Below are 20729 nucleotides of genomic sequence, written 5' to 3'. Positions count from 1 at the left end.
AATTCTGGCTGTGAATCCGACCCGGTACGAGATACGTCCGGTCGGCGGGCAGACCTTTGCCACCCCCGCGCGGCAGGTCTTCGCGGGGAAAGGGCTGCCCTAGCCAGGGAATTCGAGAATGTCCCGGTGTCGCTCGCGGACCGGCGCGGAGACCTGAACGGCCCCGGCGCCCTGCAGAAGCCGCACCGGCGCACGGCTGTCGGACGAGGCGGCACACGGATCGCCGTGCCGCGTCGAGCCACCGTCACCGGCCGACTGCCCGCCCAGCGTCCGCGCCGGATCACCGGGCGCGGACGGGAACGGGAACGGCTCGTGTCCGATGCCGTGCGCATCGTCAGAGGAGCCGCCGCCGAACGGCGCGCTACCGCGTGCCTGCTGACCGGCTGAGTAAGTGATGCCGGTCCCGTACGAGGACTCGGCCCGCGCCGCGTGCGCCCGAGCCGTCGCCTCACCCTGACCGGCATGAGGGGCCCGGGACCCGGCGGCACCCGCGTCAGCGTCGCCGCCGTCACCCGCACCATGGCCGGGGCCGTGGCCGGGCTGCGGCTGCTCGGGTGTGCCGGGGATACCGGGGACGCCGGGCGTGCCCGGCAGGTCGGGCGCCTCGGGCAGCACCCGCTGCGGCGCACCCTCGACAACTCCCGTGACCCCGTCCACAACCGGCCGCACGGCACCCCGCGCGGTCCTGACCACGGGCTCGACGGCATCGGCCACCGGCTCGACCGCGGCATCGCGCACCGCCCGGCGCCCGTCACGCACGGCCTCGCGACCGTCCCGCACGGGCTCGGCCACGCGCTCACGCACTGGTCGTTCCGACCCTGCCGAACCTGTCGAGCCGGCCGACCCTGCCGCCCCGGAAGTCCGCGCCGACTCCACACGCTCCGGAGCCGGCACACCGTCCACCGCGTACGCCCGCTCGCCGCACAGGAAACCCAGCGCGAGCAACCCGGCCAGCAGCAGCACCACTTGCAGCGCACGCCGCCCGGCCACGGCGCGCAGCATGCGCACAGCGGCATCGGGCAGAACGACGGCTGCGGAAGTCAAAACGAGGGAGTTCCTCTACTGGGCCGGGCGAGACGGTGAGACACGGCGGGATGGCGAGACGGTGAGACGGGGCAACACGGTGGTACACGGAGCGCGACACTCCGGGAGTCGAGCCCGCCGATCCTCGCACGGGCCGCCGGTGCTTGCGCAAGCCCCCTGTTACTGATGCGTATTCATGTCCGGTATGGGAAGTGGGCGCTTTTCGATCGCCGCCGCCATCACCTCCGGAAAGAGGTCCGGGGTGCAGGCGAAGGCGGGTGCGTCCAGCGCCGAGAGCGCCGCCGCGTGTTCCCGGTCGTACGCGGGTGTCCCCTCGTCGGAGAGCGCGAGCAGCGTCACGAACTGCACGCCGGACGCCTTCATCGCCGCGACCCGCTTCAGCATCTCGTCGCGTATGCCCCCTTCGTAGAGGTCGCTGATGAGTACGACGATGGTGTCGGCGGGCCGGGTGATCTGCGACTGGCAGTACGCGAGCGCCCGGTTGATGTCGGTACCGCCCCCCAACTGCGTGCCGAACAGGACGTCCACCGGGTCGTCGAGTTGATCGGTGAGGTCGACGACGTTCGTGTCGAAGACGACGAGCCGCGTGTTGAGCGAGCGCATCGAGCCGAGCACGGCGCCGAACACCGAGGCGTAGACGACGGACGCGGCCATCGAGCCCGACTGGTCGATGCAGAGGATGACCTCCTTCTTCACGGACTGCGACGCCCGCCCGTATCCGACGAGCCGCTCGGGCACGATCGTCCTGTACTCCGGCAGGTAGTTCTTGAGGTTGACCGCGATCGTGCGGTTCCAGTCGATGTCGTGGTGGCGCGGCCTGCTGACGCGGGCGCTGCGGTCGAGTGCACCGGTGAGGGTGGCGCGGGTGCGTGTGGCGAGCCGCTTCTCCAGGTCCTCGACGACCTTGCGCACGACGGCCCGCGCGGTCTCCTTGGTCGTCTCCGGCATGGCCTTGTTGAGGGAGAGCAGGGTCCCCACGAGGTGCACGTCGGCCTCCACGGCCTCCAGCATCTCCGGCTCCAGGAGCAGCGTGGACAGCCCGAGCCGCTCGATGGCGTCGCGCTGCATCACCTGGACGACGGACGAGGGAAAATACTTCCGGATATCCCCGAGCCATCGCGACACAGAGGGCGCGGACGCCCCGAGCCCCGCCGAACGATCCCGCGACCGATCCTTCTTCCCCCCGTCCCCTCCCCCGTACAGGGCCCCGAGCGCCCCGTCCATCGCCGCATCCCGCCCGGCAAGCTCACACCCCGTCCCATCGGCCGCACCCCCACCGAGCACAAGCCGCCACCTGCGCATCCGCTCCTCCCCGGCATGACCGCCGCCCTCTCCCCGCCCGGCTTCCAAGGCCGCCCCAACCCCTACGACTCCCCTGCCTTCAGTCACGCCGACCCCCATATCCAGAACTCCGCCCTCTGCCACAGCTCCAACCCATGCCACAGCTCCAGCCCCTGCCACAACTCCACCTCGCGCCCCGCTGCCCGCGCCGCGCGCACGGTCGCACCCCCACCACTCCCCGGCCCACGTCATGCTCGGCCCGCACCATCAGCCCACCCCCACAGGCTCGTTACCGCCGACGCCACCGCCACCTCTGCCGTCGCCGGCCCCCGGCCCGCTCCCGCTCCAGGAACCGGCCCCGACCTCAACTCCGGCCCCCAGCAGGAGACCCAGCACCGGCAGCACGGCATCCGCGCGCTCGGCGTCGAGCTCCGGCCCGAAGCCGGGTATCCCGCCGGCGAGGGCCGATGAACCGCTCCCGGCCGCCCCCGGCCCCCGCCTCACCAGCTCGCCCAGCGTCCGCCGCACTCCCGGTTCGTACGCCGAGAAAGTGCGTCGCAGCAGGGGCAGTACGTCGGTGAAGGCGCGGTCGGGAACTCCGCTCAGCCAGTCGTCGACGAGTCCGAGCAGGCGCTCGTCATGCACGAGCAGCATGCCGCCCCCGGATCCACCGCCCACGAATCCCTCGATCCAGGCGGCGGCCTCCGCTGGTTCGGTGCCCCGGGACAGCGCGAGCCCCATGTACCGAGCGGCCTCTCCCTGCGCCAGCTCCCCGCCGTCCAACAGGATCCGCACGCACCGCCCACGCACCACCCCGGCGACACTGTCCCGCTCCCCCAGCACCCTCAGCACGGAGTACCACCGCCCCCGCATACCGGCGCCCACCCCGGTCGCCGCACCCGAGGGCGCATCCGAAGGGACATCCGGAGATGCATCCCGAGGAGCATCCGGACGGGCATCCGAAGCCGCACCCGGCGGCGCATCCTCGGGCCCACCCCCCAACTCGCCCAGCAGGCCCACCGCCTGGTGCACCGCGTCCACATGCCCCCGCATCTCCAGCGCCGCGTCCTGGTCGAGCCCCGCACACGCGGGAGGCAGCCCGACGAACACCCGCTGGGCAAGCCCCACGGCCACCTCACCGAGCGCCGCGGTGTCCGTGCCCCGCACGTCCCCGTACCGCAGGGACCGCACCAGCGCGGGCAGCGCCTGCGCCAGATGTCCGACGTCCGCGTCCAGTGCCGCCCGGTCCGCCAGGACCCGCATCACCACGGGCAGCGCGTCCGGCAGCTCGGCCAGCAGACAACGCTCGGCCAGCGCGGTGACGTCAGCGAGCGCACCGGCACCGATGGCGTCGGACTCCGCCCGGGCGGTGGCCGCCGCCACGACGGTCGTCCCCCACACGCCCGCCTCCGCCACCCGCACGGAAAGCTCCGGCTCCCACCGCAGCCGCCAGGTCTCCCGGAACGTACCCGTACTCCCCCGCGACGCGGCCGGCTCGCCCCAGCCGATCCCGAGCAGCCGGAGCCGATGCAGCAGACGGCTGCGCGCCGCATCCGTCTCCTTGCGCAGGTCGAGCTCCAAATCCCGCTCGAGAGCCTCCGGTTTGAGGCGCAGCTTCCGCTGGAGCCGCGTGAGATCGCGCTGCAACGGCACCGCCGGAGCGGAGTCCGGCACCTCCCCGAGGACGTCCCCGACGACGAGCTTGTCGTGCACGAGGGAGAGCGGCACGTCGGAGCCCTCGCACATCACCGCCCGGATCGCGTCCGTCGTCTCGGTGAGCCCCGCCAGCGGACGCCCCCGCATCGCGGCGAGCGTGTCCGCGAGCCGTACCGCCTCGATGACATGCGCGGACGAAACGAGCCTGTCCTCGTCCCGGAGGAGCCGCGCGACCTTGGTCAGCCAGCGCTCGACGGGGCGGTCGGGCGCGCTGAACAGATGTCCGTACCAGCCGGGCGACGCGATCCCCGCCCCGTAACCGCTCGCCCGCGAGAGGCGGCGGTGCGTCCAGGGCACCCAGGTCATGTCGACCTTCACCTTGGGCAGCCCCTTGAGCAGCGCCCGGTCGGCCGCCACCGTCACCTTCTGCCGCAGCGCGGGCACATGCCAGGCCCCGCACACGACCGCGACGTCATCCGCCCCGAACTCCCGCTGTGCCGAGCGCACCTGGATCCGCATGTACGCCTCGCGCACCAGGTCACGGTCGTGCCCGCCCGTCCCGTACTCCTCGCGCAGCGCCCCCATGGCCTCGCCGACCGCGTCGAACGGCGCGAACGCGTCCTCGCCCCCGCCCCGGTGCTCGACGACGTCCTCCCACCACCGCTCGGGATCGTCGTACCCGGCGGTCTCCGCGAGCACGGCGAGGGGGTCGATCCGCACCGCCTCCGCGTCGCCCGGAGATCCTGGCTCGCCAGGACCGTCCTCCGCGGCATCTTCCGACTCCTCCGCCCGCGCGAGCGAATGCGCCGCCGGAAGGTCCATGAACCGGACCGGGACCCCGGCGCCCGCCGCCCATTGGACGGCGACCCACTCCGGCGAGAAGTCGGCCAGCGGCCAGAACGCCGACCGGCCCGGTTCGTCCACGACGTGCGCGAGCAGCGCGACCGGCGGCCGCATCGCCTCGTCCGCCGCGAGCTCCACCAGCGCGTCGGCCTCCGGTGGTCCCTCGATCAGCACGACGCGCGGCAGGCCTGCCTCAAGCGCGGCCCGCACCGCACGCGCCGACCCCGGCCCGTGGTGCCGCACACCGAGCAGCAAAGGCCCCTCGCCAGCCCGAGTCGTCCCCCGTACCCCGTCGCTCATGTCCGCCCCTCCCGTGCTCGCACGAACCAGCCACCATCACGTCCACCCCCGTCACGTCCATCCGCGTCACGCCCGCCCCCGTCACGCACTCACCTCACGGCACGCGCGGTAGAAGTCCTTCCAGCCGTCCCGCTCGCGGACCACCGCCTCCAGGTACTCCTGCCAGATCACGCGGTCCGCCGCCGGATCACGGACGACGGCGCCGAGGATTCCCGCGGCGACATCGCCCGGCCGCAGCACGCCGTCCCCGAAGTGAGCCGCCAGCGCGAGGCCGTTGGTCACGACGGAGATCGCCTCGGCCGTGGAGAGCGTGCCGCTGGGCGACTTCACCTTCGTACGTCCGTCGGCCGTGACCCCGTCCCGCAGCTCGCGGAAGACGGTGACGACACGGCGTATCTCGTCGATCCCCTCGGGTCCCGCGGGCAGATCGAGCGAGCGCCCGATCTGGTCGACGCGCCGCGAGACGATGTCGACCTCGGCGTCGGCGCTCTCCGGCAGCGGCAGGACCACCGTGTTGAAGCGGCGGCGCAGCGCGCTCGACAGGTCATTGACCCCGCGGTCGCGGTTGTTGGCCGTGGCGATCAGGTTGAAGCCGCGGACGGCCTGCACCTCCTGGCCCAACTCCGGTATGGGGAGGGTCTTTTCCGACAGGATCGTGATCAGCGTGTCCTGCACGTCGGCGGGAATGCGGGTCAGCTCCTCGACTCGCGCCGTCATGCCGTCGGACATGGCCCGCATGACGGGGCTGGGCACGAGCGCGTCGCGGCTGGGGCCGTGCGCGAGCAACTGCGCGTAGTTCCAGCCGTACCGGATCGCCTCCTCCGGCGTCCCCGCCGTCCCCTGCACGAGCAGGGTCGAGTCTCCGCTGACGGCAGCGGCCAGATGCTCGGACACCCAGGTCTTCGCGGTGCCCGGCACGCCGAGCAGGAGCAGGGCGCGGTCCGTGGCGAGGGTGGTGACGGCGACCTCGACGATGCGGCGCGGCCCCACGTACTTCGGCGAGATCACCGTCCCGTCGGGCAGCGTCCCGCCGAGCAGATACGTCGCGACCGCCCATGGCGAGAGCCGCCAGCGGGCAGGCCGGGGCCGGTCGTCCTGCGCGGCGAGCGCGGCCAGTTCGGCGGCGAAAGCGTGCTCGGCGTGCGGCCGCAGCGCCTCCGTCTCACCCGCGGGCGCGGCTGCGTGGGCGGGTGTGGATGCGGGTGCAGATGCGGGTGTGGATGTGGATACGGGCGCGGGCTGGTTCTCGGTCGTCGAGGTCGTCGAGTCGACGGACACGGTCATGGAGCGATCCCCCTCCAACTCGTCCGGACGCATCTGGCCCGGATGTGATTCCAACCGTGCACCACGCCACTGACAATCGACCCTCGCACGCCGCTGACCTGCACAGACATCGAGCGCGGGGTCGATTGTCAGTGGTGGGATCTACCTTCGATTACATGACTCAGCAGGGGGTGCGCTGGACGGCGGATCAGGTCCTTGCATTGGCGCCTGATGCCCCGTCACGCAAGGCGGGAAGCAAGCTCGGCGTCGCCGGCCCATGGTCGGAGGCGGGCAGTTCTGGCGAGGGGACGGTGTGGGGACTGTGCAAGGGAAGTGGCAGCAAGCCGTATCAGACGGTCGTCGACATCGCGGACATCGCCGGCGCGGCGGGACCGGCGTACAAGTGCAGTTGCCCGAGCCGCAAATTCCCGTGCAAGCACGCGCTCGGGCTGCTGCTGCTCTGGGCGGGCGAGGACGGGACGGTCGGTGCGGTGCCGGACGCGCAACCGCCGGCCTGGGCGCAGGAGTGGCTTGCGGGGCGCCGTAAGAGAGCGGAGACGAAGCGGATCGCGGACGCGGCGCCCGGTTCGGCGCCCGCCGACCCCGAGGCCGCGCGCCGCAGGGCGGAGCGACGGGCCGAGCGGGTCACGGCGGGGGTGACGGAGCTGGAGCAGCGCCTCGGTGATCTGCTGCGCGGCGGCATGGCCTCCGCCGAGCAGACGGGGTACGGCCTGTGGGAGGAGACTGCGGCCCGCATGGTCGACGCGCAGGCCCCCGGACTGGCGGCCAGAGTAAGGGAGTTGGGCGCGATTCCCTCCTCCGGGCCGGGCTGGCCGGTGCGGATGCTGGAGGAGTGCGCGCTTCTCCACCTCCTCGACCAGGGCTGGCGGCACCGCGAGCAGCTCCCGGAGGCCCTGGCGGCCACGGTCCGCTCCCGCATGGGCCTGCCCGCGTCGGCGGCGGGCCCGCCGATGCGGGACCACTGGCTGGTGCTCGCGCAGTACGACACGGCGGACAGCAAGCTCACCACCCGCCGGATATGGCTGTACGGCGCGGAGTCGGGGCGGACGGCCCTGCTCCTGTCGTACGGAGCCGCGGGCCGCGCACCCGCGCTCGCGCTGCCGGTCGGCCTCGCGCTGGACGCCGAGCTGACCGCGTATCCGGGTGCCGGGCAGTTACGGGCCGAGCTGGGCGAGCAGTTCGGCGCTCCCGCGCCGACGGCGGCCCGACCGCCGGGTGTGAGGACGGCACAGGCCACGCACCGCTATGGCGAGGTGCTGAGGGACGATCCATGGCTGGATTCCTGGCCGGTGACCCTGAGCGAGGTAATACCGACTCCTCTCCCCGGACCTGCGACCGACGGCTGGCAACTGGCCGACACGGAAGGCGACTTGGCCCTGCCCGTCACCCCTTCCGCGGCGGCTCGAGCGGGCCTGTGGCGGCTGGTGTCACTCTCCGGAGGCGCTCCCGTGACGGTCTTCGGCGAGTGTGGTCACGAGGGCTTCACCCCTCTGACGGCCTGGCCGCGCGGAGTGGGAGAGGCGGTGCCCCTGTGCTGAGCACCACGCCTCACCGCCGTCGCACCGCCACTGCCCCGCGGGCACCGATGCGTTTCCGGGCCACACCGATGTGCGCTCGGAGAGCCCTGCCGCGTATGCGCGGAGCCGGATTCGCGCAGCGCGTCGCAGGGCCGGCCGAAGCACAGCGGTACCGGCATCGGTACCGGCACCGGCACCGGCACCAGTACCGGCACGGCAACGCCCACTGACGGCACCACAAGTGCACCGAGACGTTCTCCGGCAGATCCAGGACGGCAGATCCGGACGAAAGACCGAAGGATCCGCCCGAAGACCGGGACCCACCAGAGGACTGGAGGGACCCACCAGAGAACCGGAGGGATCCACCCGCGAACCGGGGTCCGTCCCAGAATCGGGAGGTTCGCCCGGGAACCGGGAGATCCGCCCGAGAGAGGAGTCCACATGACCGGCACCACCGCACTCACCGAAGCGACCGCCATCCCCTGGGAAGACCTGGTCACCGCCGCGCTCCTCGGCACCGACCGCCGCACACCCCCCGTACGGGCCGGGGGCAAGGACGCACCGACCGCCCTGCTGGACGCGGCGGCCGTGCAGACCCTCCGGCGCAGAGCCGGACTGCGCCCCGCGCCCGCCGCGACGCCTCCCGAACCGGCCGCGGTCGACCCCAGGCCCCGGGTGCCGCTCGCGGCCCGGCGCAGGCTCGCCACCCTGCTGACCGATCACCCCGGCGCGGGCAGCGGCGGACGCCGGGGCGCGGTGCCCGACCTGATGGAGCTGCTTCCCCAGTGGCTGGCGCTGGCCAACGAACGCGGCTTCGCGGCGCCGCCCGAGTTGCTTCCTGCCCTCCTGAACGCGGCCCGTGGGCGCACCGATCTGCGGCCGCAGGCCCTCGCCTTCGCGGGCCCGAGGGCCCTGTGGCTCGCGCGGCTCAACCCGGACTGGAAGTTCGCACTCCGCTCCGCTCCGGGCGGCGGCGTCGCCCTGCCCGCCCCACAGGAGACGGCACAGGTCAAACAGCTCTGGGAGGAGGGCCTCTTCGCCGAACGCGTCGCCCTGCTCGGCGCGGTGCGGGCCCATGACCCGGCCGCGGCACGGGACTTGCTCACCGCCACCTGGAGCACGGAGCGGGCCGAGGACCGCCTGATGTTTCTCGACTCCCTGCGTACTCAACTGTGCGACGCGGACGAGCCGTTCCTGGAACAGGCCCTCACCGACCGCAGCCGCAACGTCCGCGCCACGGCGGCCGAGCTCCTGTCCGCGCTTCCCGCGTCCGCCCTGGCCGCGCGGATGGCGGACCGCGCGGCATCCTGCGTGGCCATCGATCACGCACAGGGCACGAAGAGCATGCCGACGCTCACGGTCGAGGCGCCGCACGAGTGCGACGCAGGCATGGAGCGCGACGGCGTCATCACGAAACCCCCGGCCGGCCGGGGCGCACGGTCCTGGTGGCTGGGCCAGTTGGTGGAGGCCGCACCGCTCGGCACCTGGCCGGAGCGGCTCGGCGGCCGGAGCCCCGCGGAGATCGTGGCGCTGCCCGTGGCCGACGACTGGCAGAGCGAGTTGCACGCCGCGTGGTGCCGCGCGGCCGTTCGGCAGCGGGACGCGGTCTGGTCCCGTGCCCTGCTCGGGGCCCCGTCGTCCCCTGATGCGGCTGGACCCGGCGCGGCGTCGCTGGCCGAGCGCGCGAAACTCCTCGCCGCGCTGCCGGCCGGGGAGCGGGCCGACTGGGTCGCGGGGTTCATCGCGACGCACGGCCTCTCGGAGGCGTTCCAGCTGCTCGGCGTGTGTGCGCTGCCCTGGTCGGAACCACTGGGCCGGGCGGTGGTCGACGCGCTGAACATCGCGCGGGACGCCGGGAGTTACCCCTGGAGCTTCAGCGGGGTGATGGGCCTGGCGGAGCGCTGCCTTGACCCGGCGGAGGCGGTGCGTCTCGACGTACTGACGGCGATACCGGACGAACCGGAGGACGCGTCCCCCGGCGCGGGCGGGTACTGGTCGGAGGCCTTCCAGCGCCTGGTCAGTACGTTGCGTCTACGCGCGGCGATGCGGGCGGAGCTGGGCGCGGAGCCGGGGCAACCGGGCACGGCGCCGGAAGATGCGGAGGTGCCGTCATCTTAGGCAACCCCTTCGAGAAGCGGCGGTACATGACCGCCCCCACCGGCGCCCCCGCCACGGAGCGAGAGCGTCCGAGCCCCCGACCCCAGCAGCAAGAGCCACGGGCCGCCACCATCAAGGAGCAGGAGCAACCACCCGCCCGCACCGACGAGCGACAGCATGGCAGCGCGCTCTCCGCGAAAGAGGGGCAGCGACGCACCCGCGTGCGGGGGCGAGGCAGGGCGGGCGGCACCGCCGCAGCGCCGGGGCGGACTTCCGGCGCGGGTCGGCGGCAGCCGGACACCGCCGTGGCATGCCACGAGCAGCCGCCCGGCCCCACAGCGCATAGCCCCCACGGCTCACGAGGCCTACAAGGGCCACAAGGCTCACAAGCGGGCCCCGCCCCGAAGCCAGGGCAGGCCGACGGCGTCACCACCGCCCGGAAGCCGAAGAAGGCCGGCGCCCGCTCCGCCGGGCGGAGTGCGTCAGGCGCCCGCCGGCTGACGGACGTTCGCCCGTACCCAGTCCACGATCGATGCCGTCGTCGCACCGGGCGTGAAGATCTCCGCGACGCCCTTCTCCTTGAGCGGCGCGATGTCCGCCTCGGGGATGATGCCGCCGCCGAAGACCTTGATGTCCTCGGCGTCGCGCTCCTTGAGGAGCTCGATCACACGCGCGAAGAGCGTGTTGTGGGCGCCGGAGAGGATGGACAGGCCGATCGCGTCGGCGTCCTCCTGGATCGCGGTGTCCACCACCTGCTCGGGCGTCTGATGCAGGCCGGTGTAGATGACCTCCATACCCGCGTCACGCAGTGCCCTCGCGATCACCTTGGCCCCGCGATCATGACCGTCGAGACCCGGCTTGGCCACCACCACGCGGATCGGACCGGCTGCCACACCCATCACTGCCTCCATGTACCGATATCCATCTGTCCGAGCACTGGCATCCCGTGCCGCACCGGCCGGGGAAGTGAACGAACGTTATCCCCAGCATCTCGCACCCGGCAGTTTCACGGTGTGGAGCGAGGGGGAAATCACACGATGGGACACGTTCGCTGCGCGCCACTCCCGTATTCAGCGGTCCACGGACCGTTTCCGGGACGGCGCAAGGGGAGCCGCAACGAGGTCGCCGTGCCACCGCGCCGTCCGCTGCGCGCCGTGGTGGTGCGGCACATCGGCGATCGCGCCGGTATGCAGGGCGCCACCGGCGCTGACCACGCACCGCCGTACGGCCTCTGCCACGCCTCCCCACTACGGGCATACGGGGGACAGAGCCGTCCTCTCGCGTGCCGACCGGGAGGTCGACCATGACCATCACGAGGGTCCTGCCCTTTCGTCCGCCCTGCCTTCTCCTGCCCGCCAGACTGGCGGGACTCTCCATGGCTCTGCTGAAAGCGACCGCGCTCGAGGTGGCGATCCTCGCCGGGCATCTCCTTCTCTACCCGTCGGGCATCGTCCAGGAACGCAGGATCGCCGCCGAACTGCCGCCGCCCGACGCCCCCCGGCTCCCCGCGGAGAGCCGCCCGCCGGTCGTCCTGCTGCACGGCTTCATCGACAACCGCTCGGTCTTCGTCCTGCTGCGCCGTTCCCTGGCCCAGCACGGCGGCCAGCACGTGGAGTCCCTCAACTACTCCCCCCTCACGTGCGACATCCGCACCGCCGCCGAGCTGCTCGGCCGCCACATAGAGGAGATCTGCGAGCGCACGGGCCATCACCAGGTGGACATCGTCGGGCACAGCCTCGGCGGCCTGATAGCCCGCTATTACGCGCAGCGCCTCCGCGGCGACGCACGCGTGCGCACGCTGGTCACCCTCGGTACCCCACATGAGGGAACGCGGGTCGTGCCGCTGGCCGACGCGCACCCCATCGTGCGCCAGATGCGCCCCGGCTCGGACGTGATCGAGGAGCTGCGCGAGCCCGCGCCGGACTGCAGGACCCGTTTCGTGAGCTTCTGGAGCGACCTGGACCAGCTGATGGCCCCGCTCGAAACGGCCTGCGTCAACCATCCCGACCTGATCGCGCAGAACGTACGTGTCTCCGGTATCGGTCATCTCGCCCTGCCCGTGCACCCCGCGGTCGCCGCCGGAATCCGCCAGGCCCTGGATCTGCCTGCTCCGGGAACCCCTGCGACGGGTACCGAAAACGGACTGACCGTGGCCTGAGGAGCAGTTCCCGCACCTCGCGGAGCAGGGATTTTGTCGAACGGAACTCGAACGCAGGGCCAAAGCTGTGCCCGCGGAGCACCGAAAGGCGGCCGAATGCCCGTTTCTTGAGAACGTGAAACCTGACGAAGATTGTCGCGCCCGCATACCGCCGGGTACAGTCGCCGCACTGCTCTGCCCCCTGCTGCCGAGGCGAAAGAGAAGTTGGTGAACGACCGTCACCCGTCGGGGAGCTCGACACCCCCGGCCTCGGCACCCGCCGACTATGCGCCCTACGCGGCGTATGACCAGCAGGGCGCCCAGCACGGCGCCTATGCCGGATACGACGGCTTCTCCACCGGAAGCTTCGACACCACGGGCACCTATGCGACGGCCGGTCCCGACACCGGAACCTTCGCGTCCGACCCGCTCTTCGGCGACATGCCCGGCAGTTCGTACGACACCGGCCAGTGGTCCACGACGGGCACACAGCAGACACTGAACTACGACCCGTACGCCGCGCAGCACCAAGCCGCGTACGACACCAGCGGGTACGAGACCGGCGGCTACGACACCACGGCGATGTGGTCCACCGGCGGCTATCAGCACCTCTCCGCCGACATCCCGGCCCAGTCGGGCCCCGATGCTTCCGGCCAGTGGGACACCACCGCCTGGGATCAGCCGCAGCAGACCGGCCAGTGGGAGACCGGGGCCTTCGACACCGGCGCGTACGACGCGACCGCGTGGAACTCCGGCGGCCAGGACATGGCCTACGGGGCCGGGGCCACCGGGGCGCACGAGATGCCCGGGACGCACGACGCACTCGGGACGTACGAAGCTCAGGACACGCCCGCAGCGCCGGACACGTACGAGGCTGCTGAAACGTACGAGCATTCGCCGTACGACACCGCGTCCTACGCATCCGAGCCGCACCCCTCCGGGGATCAGCCGCCCGAGGCCTACGCCCAACCGGCCCCCGCCGAGCACGAGTTCACACCCGACGAGGCTCCCGCCGATTCACTCGGCCCGGTCGAGCCGAGCCGCAGCGCCCTTGCCGGTGACGACGAGCCGCCGGTCACGGGCCGCTCGCACGGACCCCGCTCGCGGGCCCGCCGCCGCTCGCCGGCCAAGCGCTCCGCACTCTTCACCGTCGCCGTGCCCTCCGCCTGCGTGATGGGCGTCGCGGGTATCGCCGCCGCTTCCGTGGGCGACTTCGGCGGCGACGAGAAGGAGGCGCAGGCGGCCTCGGCCCCGGACCCCGCGTCCGTGCAGCCCTCCGCCGCCAACAACAAGCTCGACACGCAGCTGGCCAACCTCTCCGCGGACGCCGGTGACTTCGCCGACCGCGCGAGCCGCACCCAGGAGCGCATCGACCTGAAGGCGGAGAAGGTCGCCGCCGAGAAGAAGGCCGCCGAGGAAGCCGCGCGCAAGGAGCGCCTGCGCCCCAAGTTCGCGCTGCCGGTGAAGCAGCACGGACTGAGCGCCTACTACGGACAGGCCGGCATCAACTGGATGTCCGCGCACTCCGGAATCGACTTCCCGGTGTCGTACGGCACCGAGGTGCTCGCCGCCACCGACGGCACCGTCTCCACGAAGTGGAACAGCGCCTACGGCAACATGGCGATCGTGACCGCCAAGGACGGCACGGAGACGTGGTACTGCCACCTCTCCACGCACAAGGTTTCCAGCGGCCCCGTCAAGGCGGGCGACCCCATCGCCTTCTCCGGGAACTCCGGCAACTCCACGGGACCGCACCTGCACTTCGAGGTGCGTCCCGGCGGCGGCTCGGCGATCGACCCGCTGCCGTGGCTGCGCAGCCACGGCCTCGACCCTTCGTAACTCCGGCCGCCGCCCCGCGTTACAGCTTCTCCACCGGCGCGTACCGCAGCAGCAGCCGCTTCGGCTTCGGCTCTCCGAAGTCCACCGTCGCCTCGGCGTTCGCGCCCGTGCCCTTCACCCCGACCACGGTCCCGAGACCGAACTGGTCGTGCGTGACCCGGTCCCCCACCGCCAGCGCGACCACCGGCTTCTCCGTGGCGCGGCGCGTGGCGAAGCCCTGCGCGCCCCCGGTGCGCGAGTGCGACGACGACAGGGAGGAGGCGATTGAGGATGCGGGCCCGGAGGATGCCGGTGCACCGACGGAACCGGTCCGCTTCCAGTCCAGGTGTGCCTCCGGGATCTCCTCCAGGAAGCGCGACGGCGGGTTGTACGAAGGCTGTCCCCAGGCGCTGCGCATCGAGGACCGCGTGAGGTAGAGCCGCTCCCGCGCGCGCGTGATGCCCACGTACGCAAGGCGGCGCTCTTCCTCCAGCTCCTTGACCTGGCCGAGGGAGCGCATGTGCGGGAAGACGCCGTCCTCCATGCCGGTCAGGAAGACGACCGGGAACTCCAGGCCCTTGGCGGTGTGCAGCGTCATCAGTGTGATGACCCCGGAGCCGTCGTCCTCCTCGTCGGGGATCTGGTCCGAGTCGGCGACGAGCGCGACCCGCTCCAGGAACTCGGAGAGCGTGCCCGCAGCGCCCGCGACCGTGCCGGCGCCTGCTTCCGGGTCCGCATCCGTGTCCGTGTCCGTGTCCGCGTTCTCTTCGCCCCCGGTCGCCCCTTCGCCGCCTTCAGCGGCTTCGTTGCTTTCGCCGTTGTCCTGCTCGAACTCCAGCGCCACGGCGGCGAGTTCCTGGAGGTTCTCGATGCGCGTCTCGTCCTGCGGGTCGGTCGAGGCCTGCAACTCGGCCAGATACCCGGTCCGTTCGAGTACGGCTTCCAGCACGACGGCAGGGCCCGCGCCGGACTCGACGATGGTCCGCAGCTCCTCCATCAGCGTGTTGAAACGCTTGACGGCGTTCGCCGAGCGGGACGCCATTCCGTACGCCTCGTCGACGCGCTTCAGTGCCTGCGGGAAGGAGATCTTCTCGCGCTGCGAGAGCGCGTCGATCATGGCCTCCGCGCGGTCGCCGATGCCCCTCTTGGGTACGTTGAGAATGCGCCGCAGCGGGACGGCGTCCTCCGGATTGGCGAGCACGCGCAGATACGCGAGGACGTCCCGGACCTCCTTGCGCTCGTAGAAGCGGACGCCGCCGACGACCTTGTAGGGCAGGCCGACGCGGATGAAGATCTCTTCGAAGACACGGGACTGCGCGTTCGTCCGGTAGAAGATCGCGACATCGCCGGCCTTCGCGTCGCCCGCGTCGGTGAGCCGGTCGATCTCGTCGGCGACGAACTGCGCCTCGTCGTGCTCGGTGTCGGCGACATAGCCGATGATGCCCGCGCCGGCGCCCGCGTTGGTCCACAGGTTCTTCGGACGGCGGCTTTCGTTGCGCTCGATGACGGCGTTGGCCGCGGTCAGGATCGTCTGCGAGGAGCGGTAGTTCTGCTCCAGGAGGATCGTCGTCGCGTCCGGGTAGTCCTCCTCGAACTGGAGGATGTTGCGGATCGTGGCGCCGCGGAAGGCGTAGATCGACTGGTCCGCGTCGCCCACGACGCACAGCTCGGCGGGGTCGTCACCCTCGCCTCCGGAGGGGCCGACCAGCTCGCGCACCAGGGCGTACTGGGCGTGGTTGGTGTCCTGGTACTCGTCGACCATGACGTGCCGGAAGCGGCGGCGGTAGTGCTCGGCGACGTCCGGGAACGCGCGGAACATGTTGACCGTCGTCATGATCAGGTCGTCGAAGTCGAGGGCGTTCGCCTCGCGGAGGCGCTGCTGGTACATCGCGTACGCCTGGGCGAGCGTCTTCTCGAAGCCGTCGGAGGCCCGGCCCGCGAATTCCTCCTCGTCGATCAGCTCGTTCTTCAGGTTCGAGATCTTGGCGCTGAAGGACTTCGGCGGGAACTTCTTCGGGTCGATGTCCAGGTCGCGGCAGACCAGCGCCATCAGACGCTTGGAGTCGGCGGCGTCGTAGATCGAGAAGGAGGAGGTGAAGCCGATCGTCTTCGACTCGCGGCGCAGTATGCGCACGCACGCGCTGTGGAAGGTCGACACCCACATGGCGTTGGCGCGCGGCCCGACGAGCTGCTCGACGCGCTCCTTCATCTCGCCCGCGGCCTTGTTCGTGAACGTGATCGCCAGGATCTGCCCCGGGTGCACGTGCCGCTCGGCCAGGAGATGAGCGATGCGGTGCGTGAGGACCCGGGTCTTGCCGGAGCCCGCGCCCGCGACGATGAGCAGCGGGGAGTCCGCGTGCACGACGGCCGCGCGCTGGTTCTCGTTCAGCCCGTCGAGCAGGGCCGCCGGGTCGAGCACGGGGCGCGGTGCCCCGCCTCGGTAGTGCGCGTCCCGCGGTGTGGGCGCGTCGAACTTCCCGTCGAACAGATCATCCGGGATTGACTCCGGAGTGTTGTCCTCGGGCGGCGGCGGGGGCTCTTCCTCCGAAGCCCGCGAGGGCTTGAGGTCCGCCAGGAAGCTGTCATCAAAGAGGCTGCTCATCGCCTCCCGAGTCTAGGCGGCCGCACTGACAACCCGCTCCGGGTTCCGGCCACGTCACTCCGGCTACGCCCTGCCCGCGGACGATCACTCTCCGCTTCAGCGCGACGTGCCCGCGTCAAGAGCTTCGTAAAGTAACGAAAATGTATCGGGCATATCGAACATCAACCTTCACACGGACCACACGAGTTGGCTAGCGTGCTGCGCGGGCTGCTCGTACTCCCACCGGCGAACCCCGCCGGGAACGGGTGGCCTCCGCCGAGTTCGATCTCCTCGGAGCCGGGGACCCACGATGAACTTGGGGTGAATCGGTCCCGTACGCAGTACGGGACTGTAGGGCAACCTTCCGGAACCACCCGCCCGAACCCGACAGCTAACCCGGTAGGCGGTCTACGGAAGGAGTCGCCTCCCTTGGCGTCGCACCGCAAGCCGCGGAACCGCATTGCCGCCCTACGCGCCACTCCCGCCATCGGCATCACGACGGCGGCCCTCACCTCCGTGGCCCTGCTGTCACAGAGCGCGCAGGCGGCGCCGTCCGCACCGCAGAAGCCCAGCCTCGAAGAGGTCCAGAAGAAGGTCGACGATCTCTACCACCAGGCGGGCGTGGCCACGCAGAAGTACAACTCGGCCAAGGAGCGCACCGACAAACAGCGCAAAAAGGTCGACACCCTGCTCGATGATGTGGCCGAGCGCACCGACAAGCTGAACGAGGCCCGCCAGGAGCTGGGCTCCTTCGCCGCGGCGCAGTACCGCACCGGCGCCGTCTCCGAGACGGCCACGATGATGCTGGCCGACGACCCGCAGGGGTACTTCGACCAGAATCACCTGTCGGACCGGCTGACCGCGCGCCAGAAGAAGGCGGTCGACGACTACCAGACGAAGCAGGCCGCCGCGACGAAGCAGCGCACGAAGGCCGCCAAGAGCCTTCAGACGCTGAGCGACTCACGGGACGACCTCAAGACGAGCAAGCAGACGGTCCAGAAGAAGCTGGGCCAGGCGCGCACGATGCTCTCGGAGCTGACGGCCGAGGAGAAGGCGCGGCTCGCGGCGATCGAGAAGAAGAAGGACGAGGCGGCCAAGCGCAAGGCCGCCGAGCTGGCCCGCAAGCAGGAGGCCGAGGCGGAGGCCAAGCGCAAGGCGGCGGAAGAGGCCGCGGCCGAGGAGCGCGAGAAGAACAAGGAGACCCCCGACTCGGGCTCCGACACCGGCTCGGGCACTGGCTCGGGCACGGGTTCCGGCTCCGGTGACACGGACAGCGGTTACGCGACGAAGGCCGCGAAGGTCATCAACTTCGCGGAGGCGCAGATCGGCAAGCCGTACGTGTGGGGCGCCACAGGACCCGACTCCTACGACTGCTCCGGGCTCACCCAGGACGCGTGGAAGGCCGCGGGGATCTCCCTGCCGCGTACGACGTGGGACCAGGTGAAGGTCGGCACGACCGTGAAGACCGCCGACGCCAAGCCGGGTGACCTGGTCTTCTTCTACGACGACATCAGCCACGTCGGGATCTACATCGGCGACGGCAAGATGATCCACGCCCCGAAGCCGGGTGCGAACGTCCGCACCGAGTCGATCTACTACATGCCGATCCACAGCGTGGTGCGGCCCGCCTGACGGTCACGACCATCACTCACGGAAAACGGCCCTCCACGCGCGCGTGGAGGGCCGTTTCCGTGATCTGCGAGTCGGGCGGGATCAGGTCCACAGCACCGCGATGAAGATGTTCACGACGGTCAGCAGCCCGACGGCGCCGAACATCCCCTTGTCCACCTTCTCCTCGTCCCGCTTCACGTAGACCAGCGCGAGGATCACGATCAGCACGGCCATCTTGATGCCGATCTTGAGGTTGTTGACCGGGTTGTCGTCCGCCTGGTTGAGGCCCACCAGGATGACGCCCGTGACGAGCATCGTCAGCGCGCCGTGCAGCATCGCCGGGTTGAAGCGTGCCGTGCCCTGGCCCATCTGCTTCATCTGGGTGAGGAAGCCGCCCAGGAGCGAGGCGATGCCGATGATGTGCAGACCGACGAAGAGATGGGTGAGAACGTCCATGGCTCCGGAGCCTAGCCGGGGCATATCACCACTCCGCAGTCAGGTGGGCCGCAAGCGCCGCATCGGTCACGCACCCGCGCGAAGGGGATCCGGCCCGGCGGATCGTGCGGTCATATACGGACACCGGCGGCACACTTGCGTCAGTTGCGCACAATCCGTCACCAAGCCGTGACGGCGAGGTTTAGCGTCCTTCGTCAGGTGACCGGCTCCCCACCGCCGCCCGCACCAGGGGCGGCAGTCGGCCACCACCGCCGAGAATCCGGCGGCGGACCGCTCCCCTGTGCGGTCCGCCGCCGGAACCTTAAGGAGCCCCCCTTCGTGGCAGCGCACCGCAAGCCCAGACAGCGCTCGCTCAGTGGCCATACGGCCCGCACCGCCGCCACCATCGCCCTTGCCGGGGCCGCCACGGCCACCGCCTTCGACGGCACGGGACACGCGGATCCACGGCTCAGCCCGGCCGAGGTCAAATCGAAGGTCGACGCGCTCTACCGCGAGGCGGAGATCGCCACCGAGAAGTACAACGGCGCCAAGGAGAAGTCCGAGAACGCCGAGAAGTCCCTGGGCGAGCTGCGTGACGAGGCGGCCCGCAAGACGGAGAAGCTCAACTCGGCGCGCGAGGGCCTGGGTTCGATAGCTGCCGCGCAGTACCGCAGCGGTGGCATCGACCCCGCCGTCCAGCTCGCGCTCTCCTCCGACCCCGACCAGTACCTCGAGCGTGCCGCGCTCGCCGACCGGGCCGACAGCCGCCAGGCATCGGCCGTCTCCGGTGTGCGGAAGCAGCTCCAGGAGCTCGACCAGCTGCACACCGAGGCCGACGACACACTCACGCACCTCAAGTCCCGCCAGGCGGAGCTGAAGAGGCACAAGAAGACCGTCACCGCAAAGCTCGACACGGCCAAGGGGCTCCTGTCACAGCTCACCGGCGACCAGCGTGCGGAGCTCGCGGGCGACGGCGGTCAGGACAGGGTCTCGCGTGCGGCCGGCCGCGACGGCTCCCCGAACGGCCCCGGCAAGGCCCCCAACGCCCGCGCCTCGGCGGCCGTCTCGTACGCCTACAAGGCGCTCGGCAGCCCGTACGTGTGGGGCGCCACCGGCCCGAACGCCTTCGACTGCTCGGGGCTCACCCAGGCTGCCTACCGGTCCGCGGGAGTCGCCCTGCCGCGCACGACGTACGCGCAGATCGCCGAGGGAGAACGGGTCCCGCGTTCTCAACTGCGGCCCGGAGACCTGGTCTTCTTCTACCAGGGCATCAGTCACGTCGGGATCTATGTGGGCAACGGCCAGATGATCCACGCCCCGAACCCGAGCGCGCCGGTACGCCTCGCGCCGATCAGCCAGATGCCGTTCGCGGGGGCGGCGCGGGTGGCCTGAGCAGGGCTCACGGCTGGCGTGAGAGGGCGCGGGTGGCCTGACAGGCCGCGTGGCCCCGCAGGTACTGTCAGGGCCATGCCCCGTCGTACGCTCCCGCCGCCTCCGCCGCCTGCCTACCTGCGCACTTGGCCGGACCGGAACGCGCTGCTGTACGACCGTGGCAGGGCGCTCGAAGAGCTGCGCAGGCGGAGCCTGGGGGTGCACCGGATCCTGCTGCTCTGGCTGTTCGCGCTCGGCTGCGTGATCGGCTGGGCTCTCCTGACGGTGCCGTTGGAGATGATCGAGGAACGCAACCCGGTGGCGTTCGTCATGGGCCCGCTCTGCGCGGTCCTGGGCCTCGGGGCCCTGGCTCCCTCGGTGTTCGGCATCGTCGTCGGCATCCGCGGCGACCGGAAGGCCCGCGAACTCACCGAAAGCTGGCTGGCCCTGGACAGCCACCCGGCGTCGGACTCCGCTCTGCGCTCCCCCGGCCTCAGCCTCTGCTGGCTCCTGACGTCCTTCCTCGGGTGCGCGCTCGGCCTGTGGGCGTCCTTCGCTTCCGCCGCCTACGCGGAGCCCGGGCGGGACTCCTACGGCGACGTGGTGCTCGGCATGGGCACGGGCCTGATCCTGTGGCTGGCGGGCCTCATAGGCATCACCAAGGCGGTGGGCCACTACCGCTGGGCCATACGGAAGCTGGGCCCCGCCCCCGCCGTGAACGGCGCGCACCGCTGAACCCGGACCGGACCGTCGC

General features: G+C 71.3%; 15 protein-coding genes and 1 riboswitch. Of the genes, 7 read left to right on the top strand and 8 right to left on the bottom strand.

Annotated features, from left to right (window positions below; genetic code table 11):
* Positions 1 to 99: 99 nt before the first annotated feature.
* The 4 genes from ACWFR3_RS12945 to ACWFR3_RS12930 all read right to left on the bottom strand — a co-directional run bounded on the left by ACWFR3_RS12945 (position 100) and on the right by ACWFR3_RS12930 (position 6408).
* Positions 100 to 1044 (bottom strand): hypothetical protein, encoded by a 945-nt coding sequence (locus ACWFR3_RS12945; protein WP_453734593.1) that lies wholly within the window; start codon positions 1042 to 1044, stop codon positions 100 to 102.
* A 159-nt stretch (positions 1045 to 1203) separates the two neighbouring features.
* A complete protein-coding gene (locus tag ACWFR3_RS12940; RefSeq protein ID WP_453734592.1) occupies positions 1204 to 2346 on the bottom strand; it encodes a vWA domain-containing protein in 1143 nt (380 codons plus the stop codon).
* A 246-nt stretch (positions 2347 to 2592) separates the two neighbouring features.
* The gene (locus ACWFR3_RS12935) at positions 2593 to 5124 is read right to left on the bottom strand and encodes a DUF5682 family protein (protein ID WP_453734591.1); all 2532 of its coding nucleotides are present in this window, start codon (positions 5122 to 5124) and stop codon (positions 2593 to 2595) included.
* Between the two features lie 81 nt (positions 5125 to 5205).
* Positions 5206 to 6408, bottom strand: coding sequence for an ATP-binding protein (locus tag ACWFR3_RS12930; protein ID WP_453734590.1), 1203 nt, complete (start codon positions 6406 to 6408; stop codon positions 5206 to 5208).
* Between the two features lie 155 nt (positions 6409 to 6563).
* On the opposite strand from ACWFR3_RS12930, the gene ACWFR3_RS12925 reads away from it, so the two are divergent.
* Positions 6564 to 7946, top strand: coding sequence for an SWIM zinc finger family protein (locus ACWFR3_RS12925; protein WP_453734589.1), 1383 nt, complete (start codon positions 6564 to 6566; stop codon positions 7944 to 7946).
* A 420-nt stretch (positions 7947 to 8366) separates the two neighbouring features.
* A complete protein-coding gene (locus ACWFR3_RS12920) occupies positions 8367 to 10043 on the top strand; it encodes a DUF5691 domain-containing protein (protein WP_453734588.1) in 1677 nt (558 codons plus the stop codon).
* Positions 10044 to 10504: 461 nt separating this feature from the next.
* Here ACWFR3_RS12920 and ACWFR3_RS12915 read toward each other — a convergent pair whose 3' ends face one another.
* Positions 10505 to 10921: a cobalamin B12-binding domain-containing protein gene (locus ACWFR3_RS12915; RefSeq protein ID WP_160506729.1), complete on the bottom strand. Its 417-nt coding sequence runs from the start codon at positions 10919 to 10921 to the stop codon at positions 10505 to 10507.
* A gap of 171 nt (positions 10922 to 11092) precedes the next feature.
* Entirely contained in the window at positions 11093 to 11260 is a 168-nt protein-coding gene (locus ACWFR3_RS12910) for a hypothetical protein (protein ID WP_453734587.1), read from the bottom strand.
* Positions 11261 to 11325: 65 nt separating this feature from the next.
* Between ACWFR3_RS12910 and ACWFR3_RS12905 the strand changes: the two genes are divergently transcribed.
* Both ACWFR3_RS12905 and ACWFR3_RS12900 read left to right on the top strand, forming a co-directional pair.
* Positions 11326 to 12180 carry a lipase family alpha/beta hydrolase gene (locus ACWFR3_RS12905; protein WP_453734586.1) on the top strand — a complete coding sequence of 285 codons (855 nt, stop codon included), beginning with the start codon at positions 11326 to 11328 and terminating at the stop codon, positions 12178 to 12180.
* A gap of 207 nt (positions 12181 to 12387) precedes the next feature.
* On the top strand, positions 12388 to 13998 hold the full coding sequence (locus ACWFR3_RS12900) for a M23 family metallopeptidase (protein WP_453734585.1): 1611 nt from the start codon (positions 12388 to 12390) through the stop codon (positions 13996 to 13998).
* A 19-nt stretch (positions 13999 to 14017) separates the two neighbouring features.
* Here the strand turns inward: ACWFR3_RS12900 and ACWFR3_RS12895 are convergent, their stop codons facing one another.
* Positions 14018 to 16579 carry an ATP-dependent DNA helicase gene (locus ACWFR3_RS12895; RefSeq protein WP_453734584.1) on the bottom strand — a complete coding sequence of 854 codons (2562 nt, stop codon included), beginning with the start codon at positions 16577 to 16579 and terminating at the stop codon, positions 14018 to 14020.
* A 243-nt stretch (positions 16580 to 16822) separates the two neighbouring features.
* Positions 16823 to 16979: riboswitch (cyclic di-AMP (ydaO/yuaA leader) on the top strand.
* A gap of 8 nt (positions 16980 to 16987) precedes the next feature.
* Between ACWFR3_RS12895 and ACWFR3_RS12890 the strand changes: the two genes are divergently transcribed.
* A complete protein-coding gene (locus ACWFR3_RS12890; protein ID WP_453734583.1) occupies positions 16988 to 18190 on the top strand; it encodes an NlpC/P60 family protein in 1203 nt (400 codons plus the stop codon).
* Between the two features lie 81 nt (positions 18191 to 18271).
* Here the strand turns inward: ACWFR3_RS12890 and ACWFR3_RS12885 are convergent, their stop codons facing one another.
* Complete coding sequence (locus ACWFR3_RS12885; protein WP_190084477.1) at positions 18272 to 18625, bottom strand: hypothetical protein; 354 nt, start codon at positions 18623 to 18625, stop codon at positions 18272 to 18274.
* A 318-nt stretch (positions 18626 to 18943) separates the two neighbouring features.
* Here ACWFR3_RS12885 and ACWFR3_RS12880 point away from each other — a divergent pair, with 318 nt between their 5' ends.
* Complete coding sequence (locus ACWFR3_RS12880; RefSeq protein ID WP_453734582.1) at positions 18944 to 19996, top strand: NlpC/P60 family protein; 1053 nt, start codon at positions 18944 to 18946, stop codon at positions 19994 to 19996.
* A 75-nt stretch (positions 19997 to 20071) separates the two neighbouring features.
* A complete protein-coding gene (locus ACWFR3_RS12875) occupies positions 20072 to 20710 on the top strand; it encodes a hypothetical protein (RefSeq protein WP_453734581.1) in 639 nt (212 codons plus the stop codon).
* The last annotated feature ends 19 nt before the right edge of the window (positions 20711 to 20729 follow it).

This window comes from Streptomyces sp. NPDC055189, from assembly GCF_053606765.1.
This window is presented reverse-complemented; position numbering and strand designations above follow the sequence as displayed.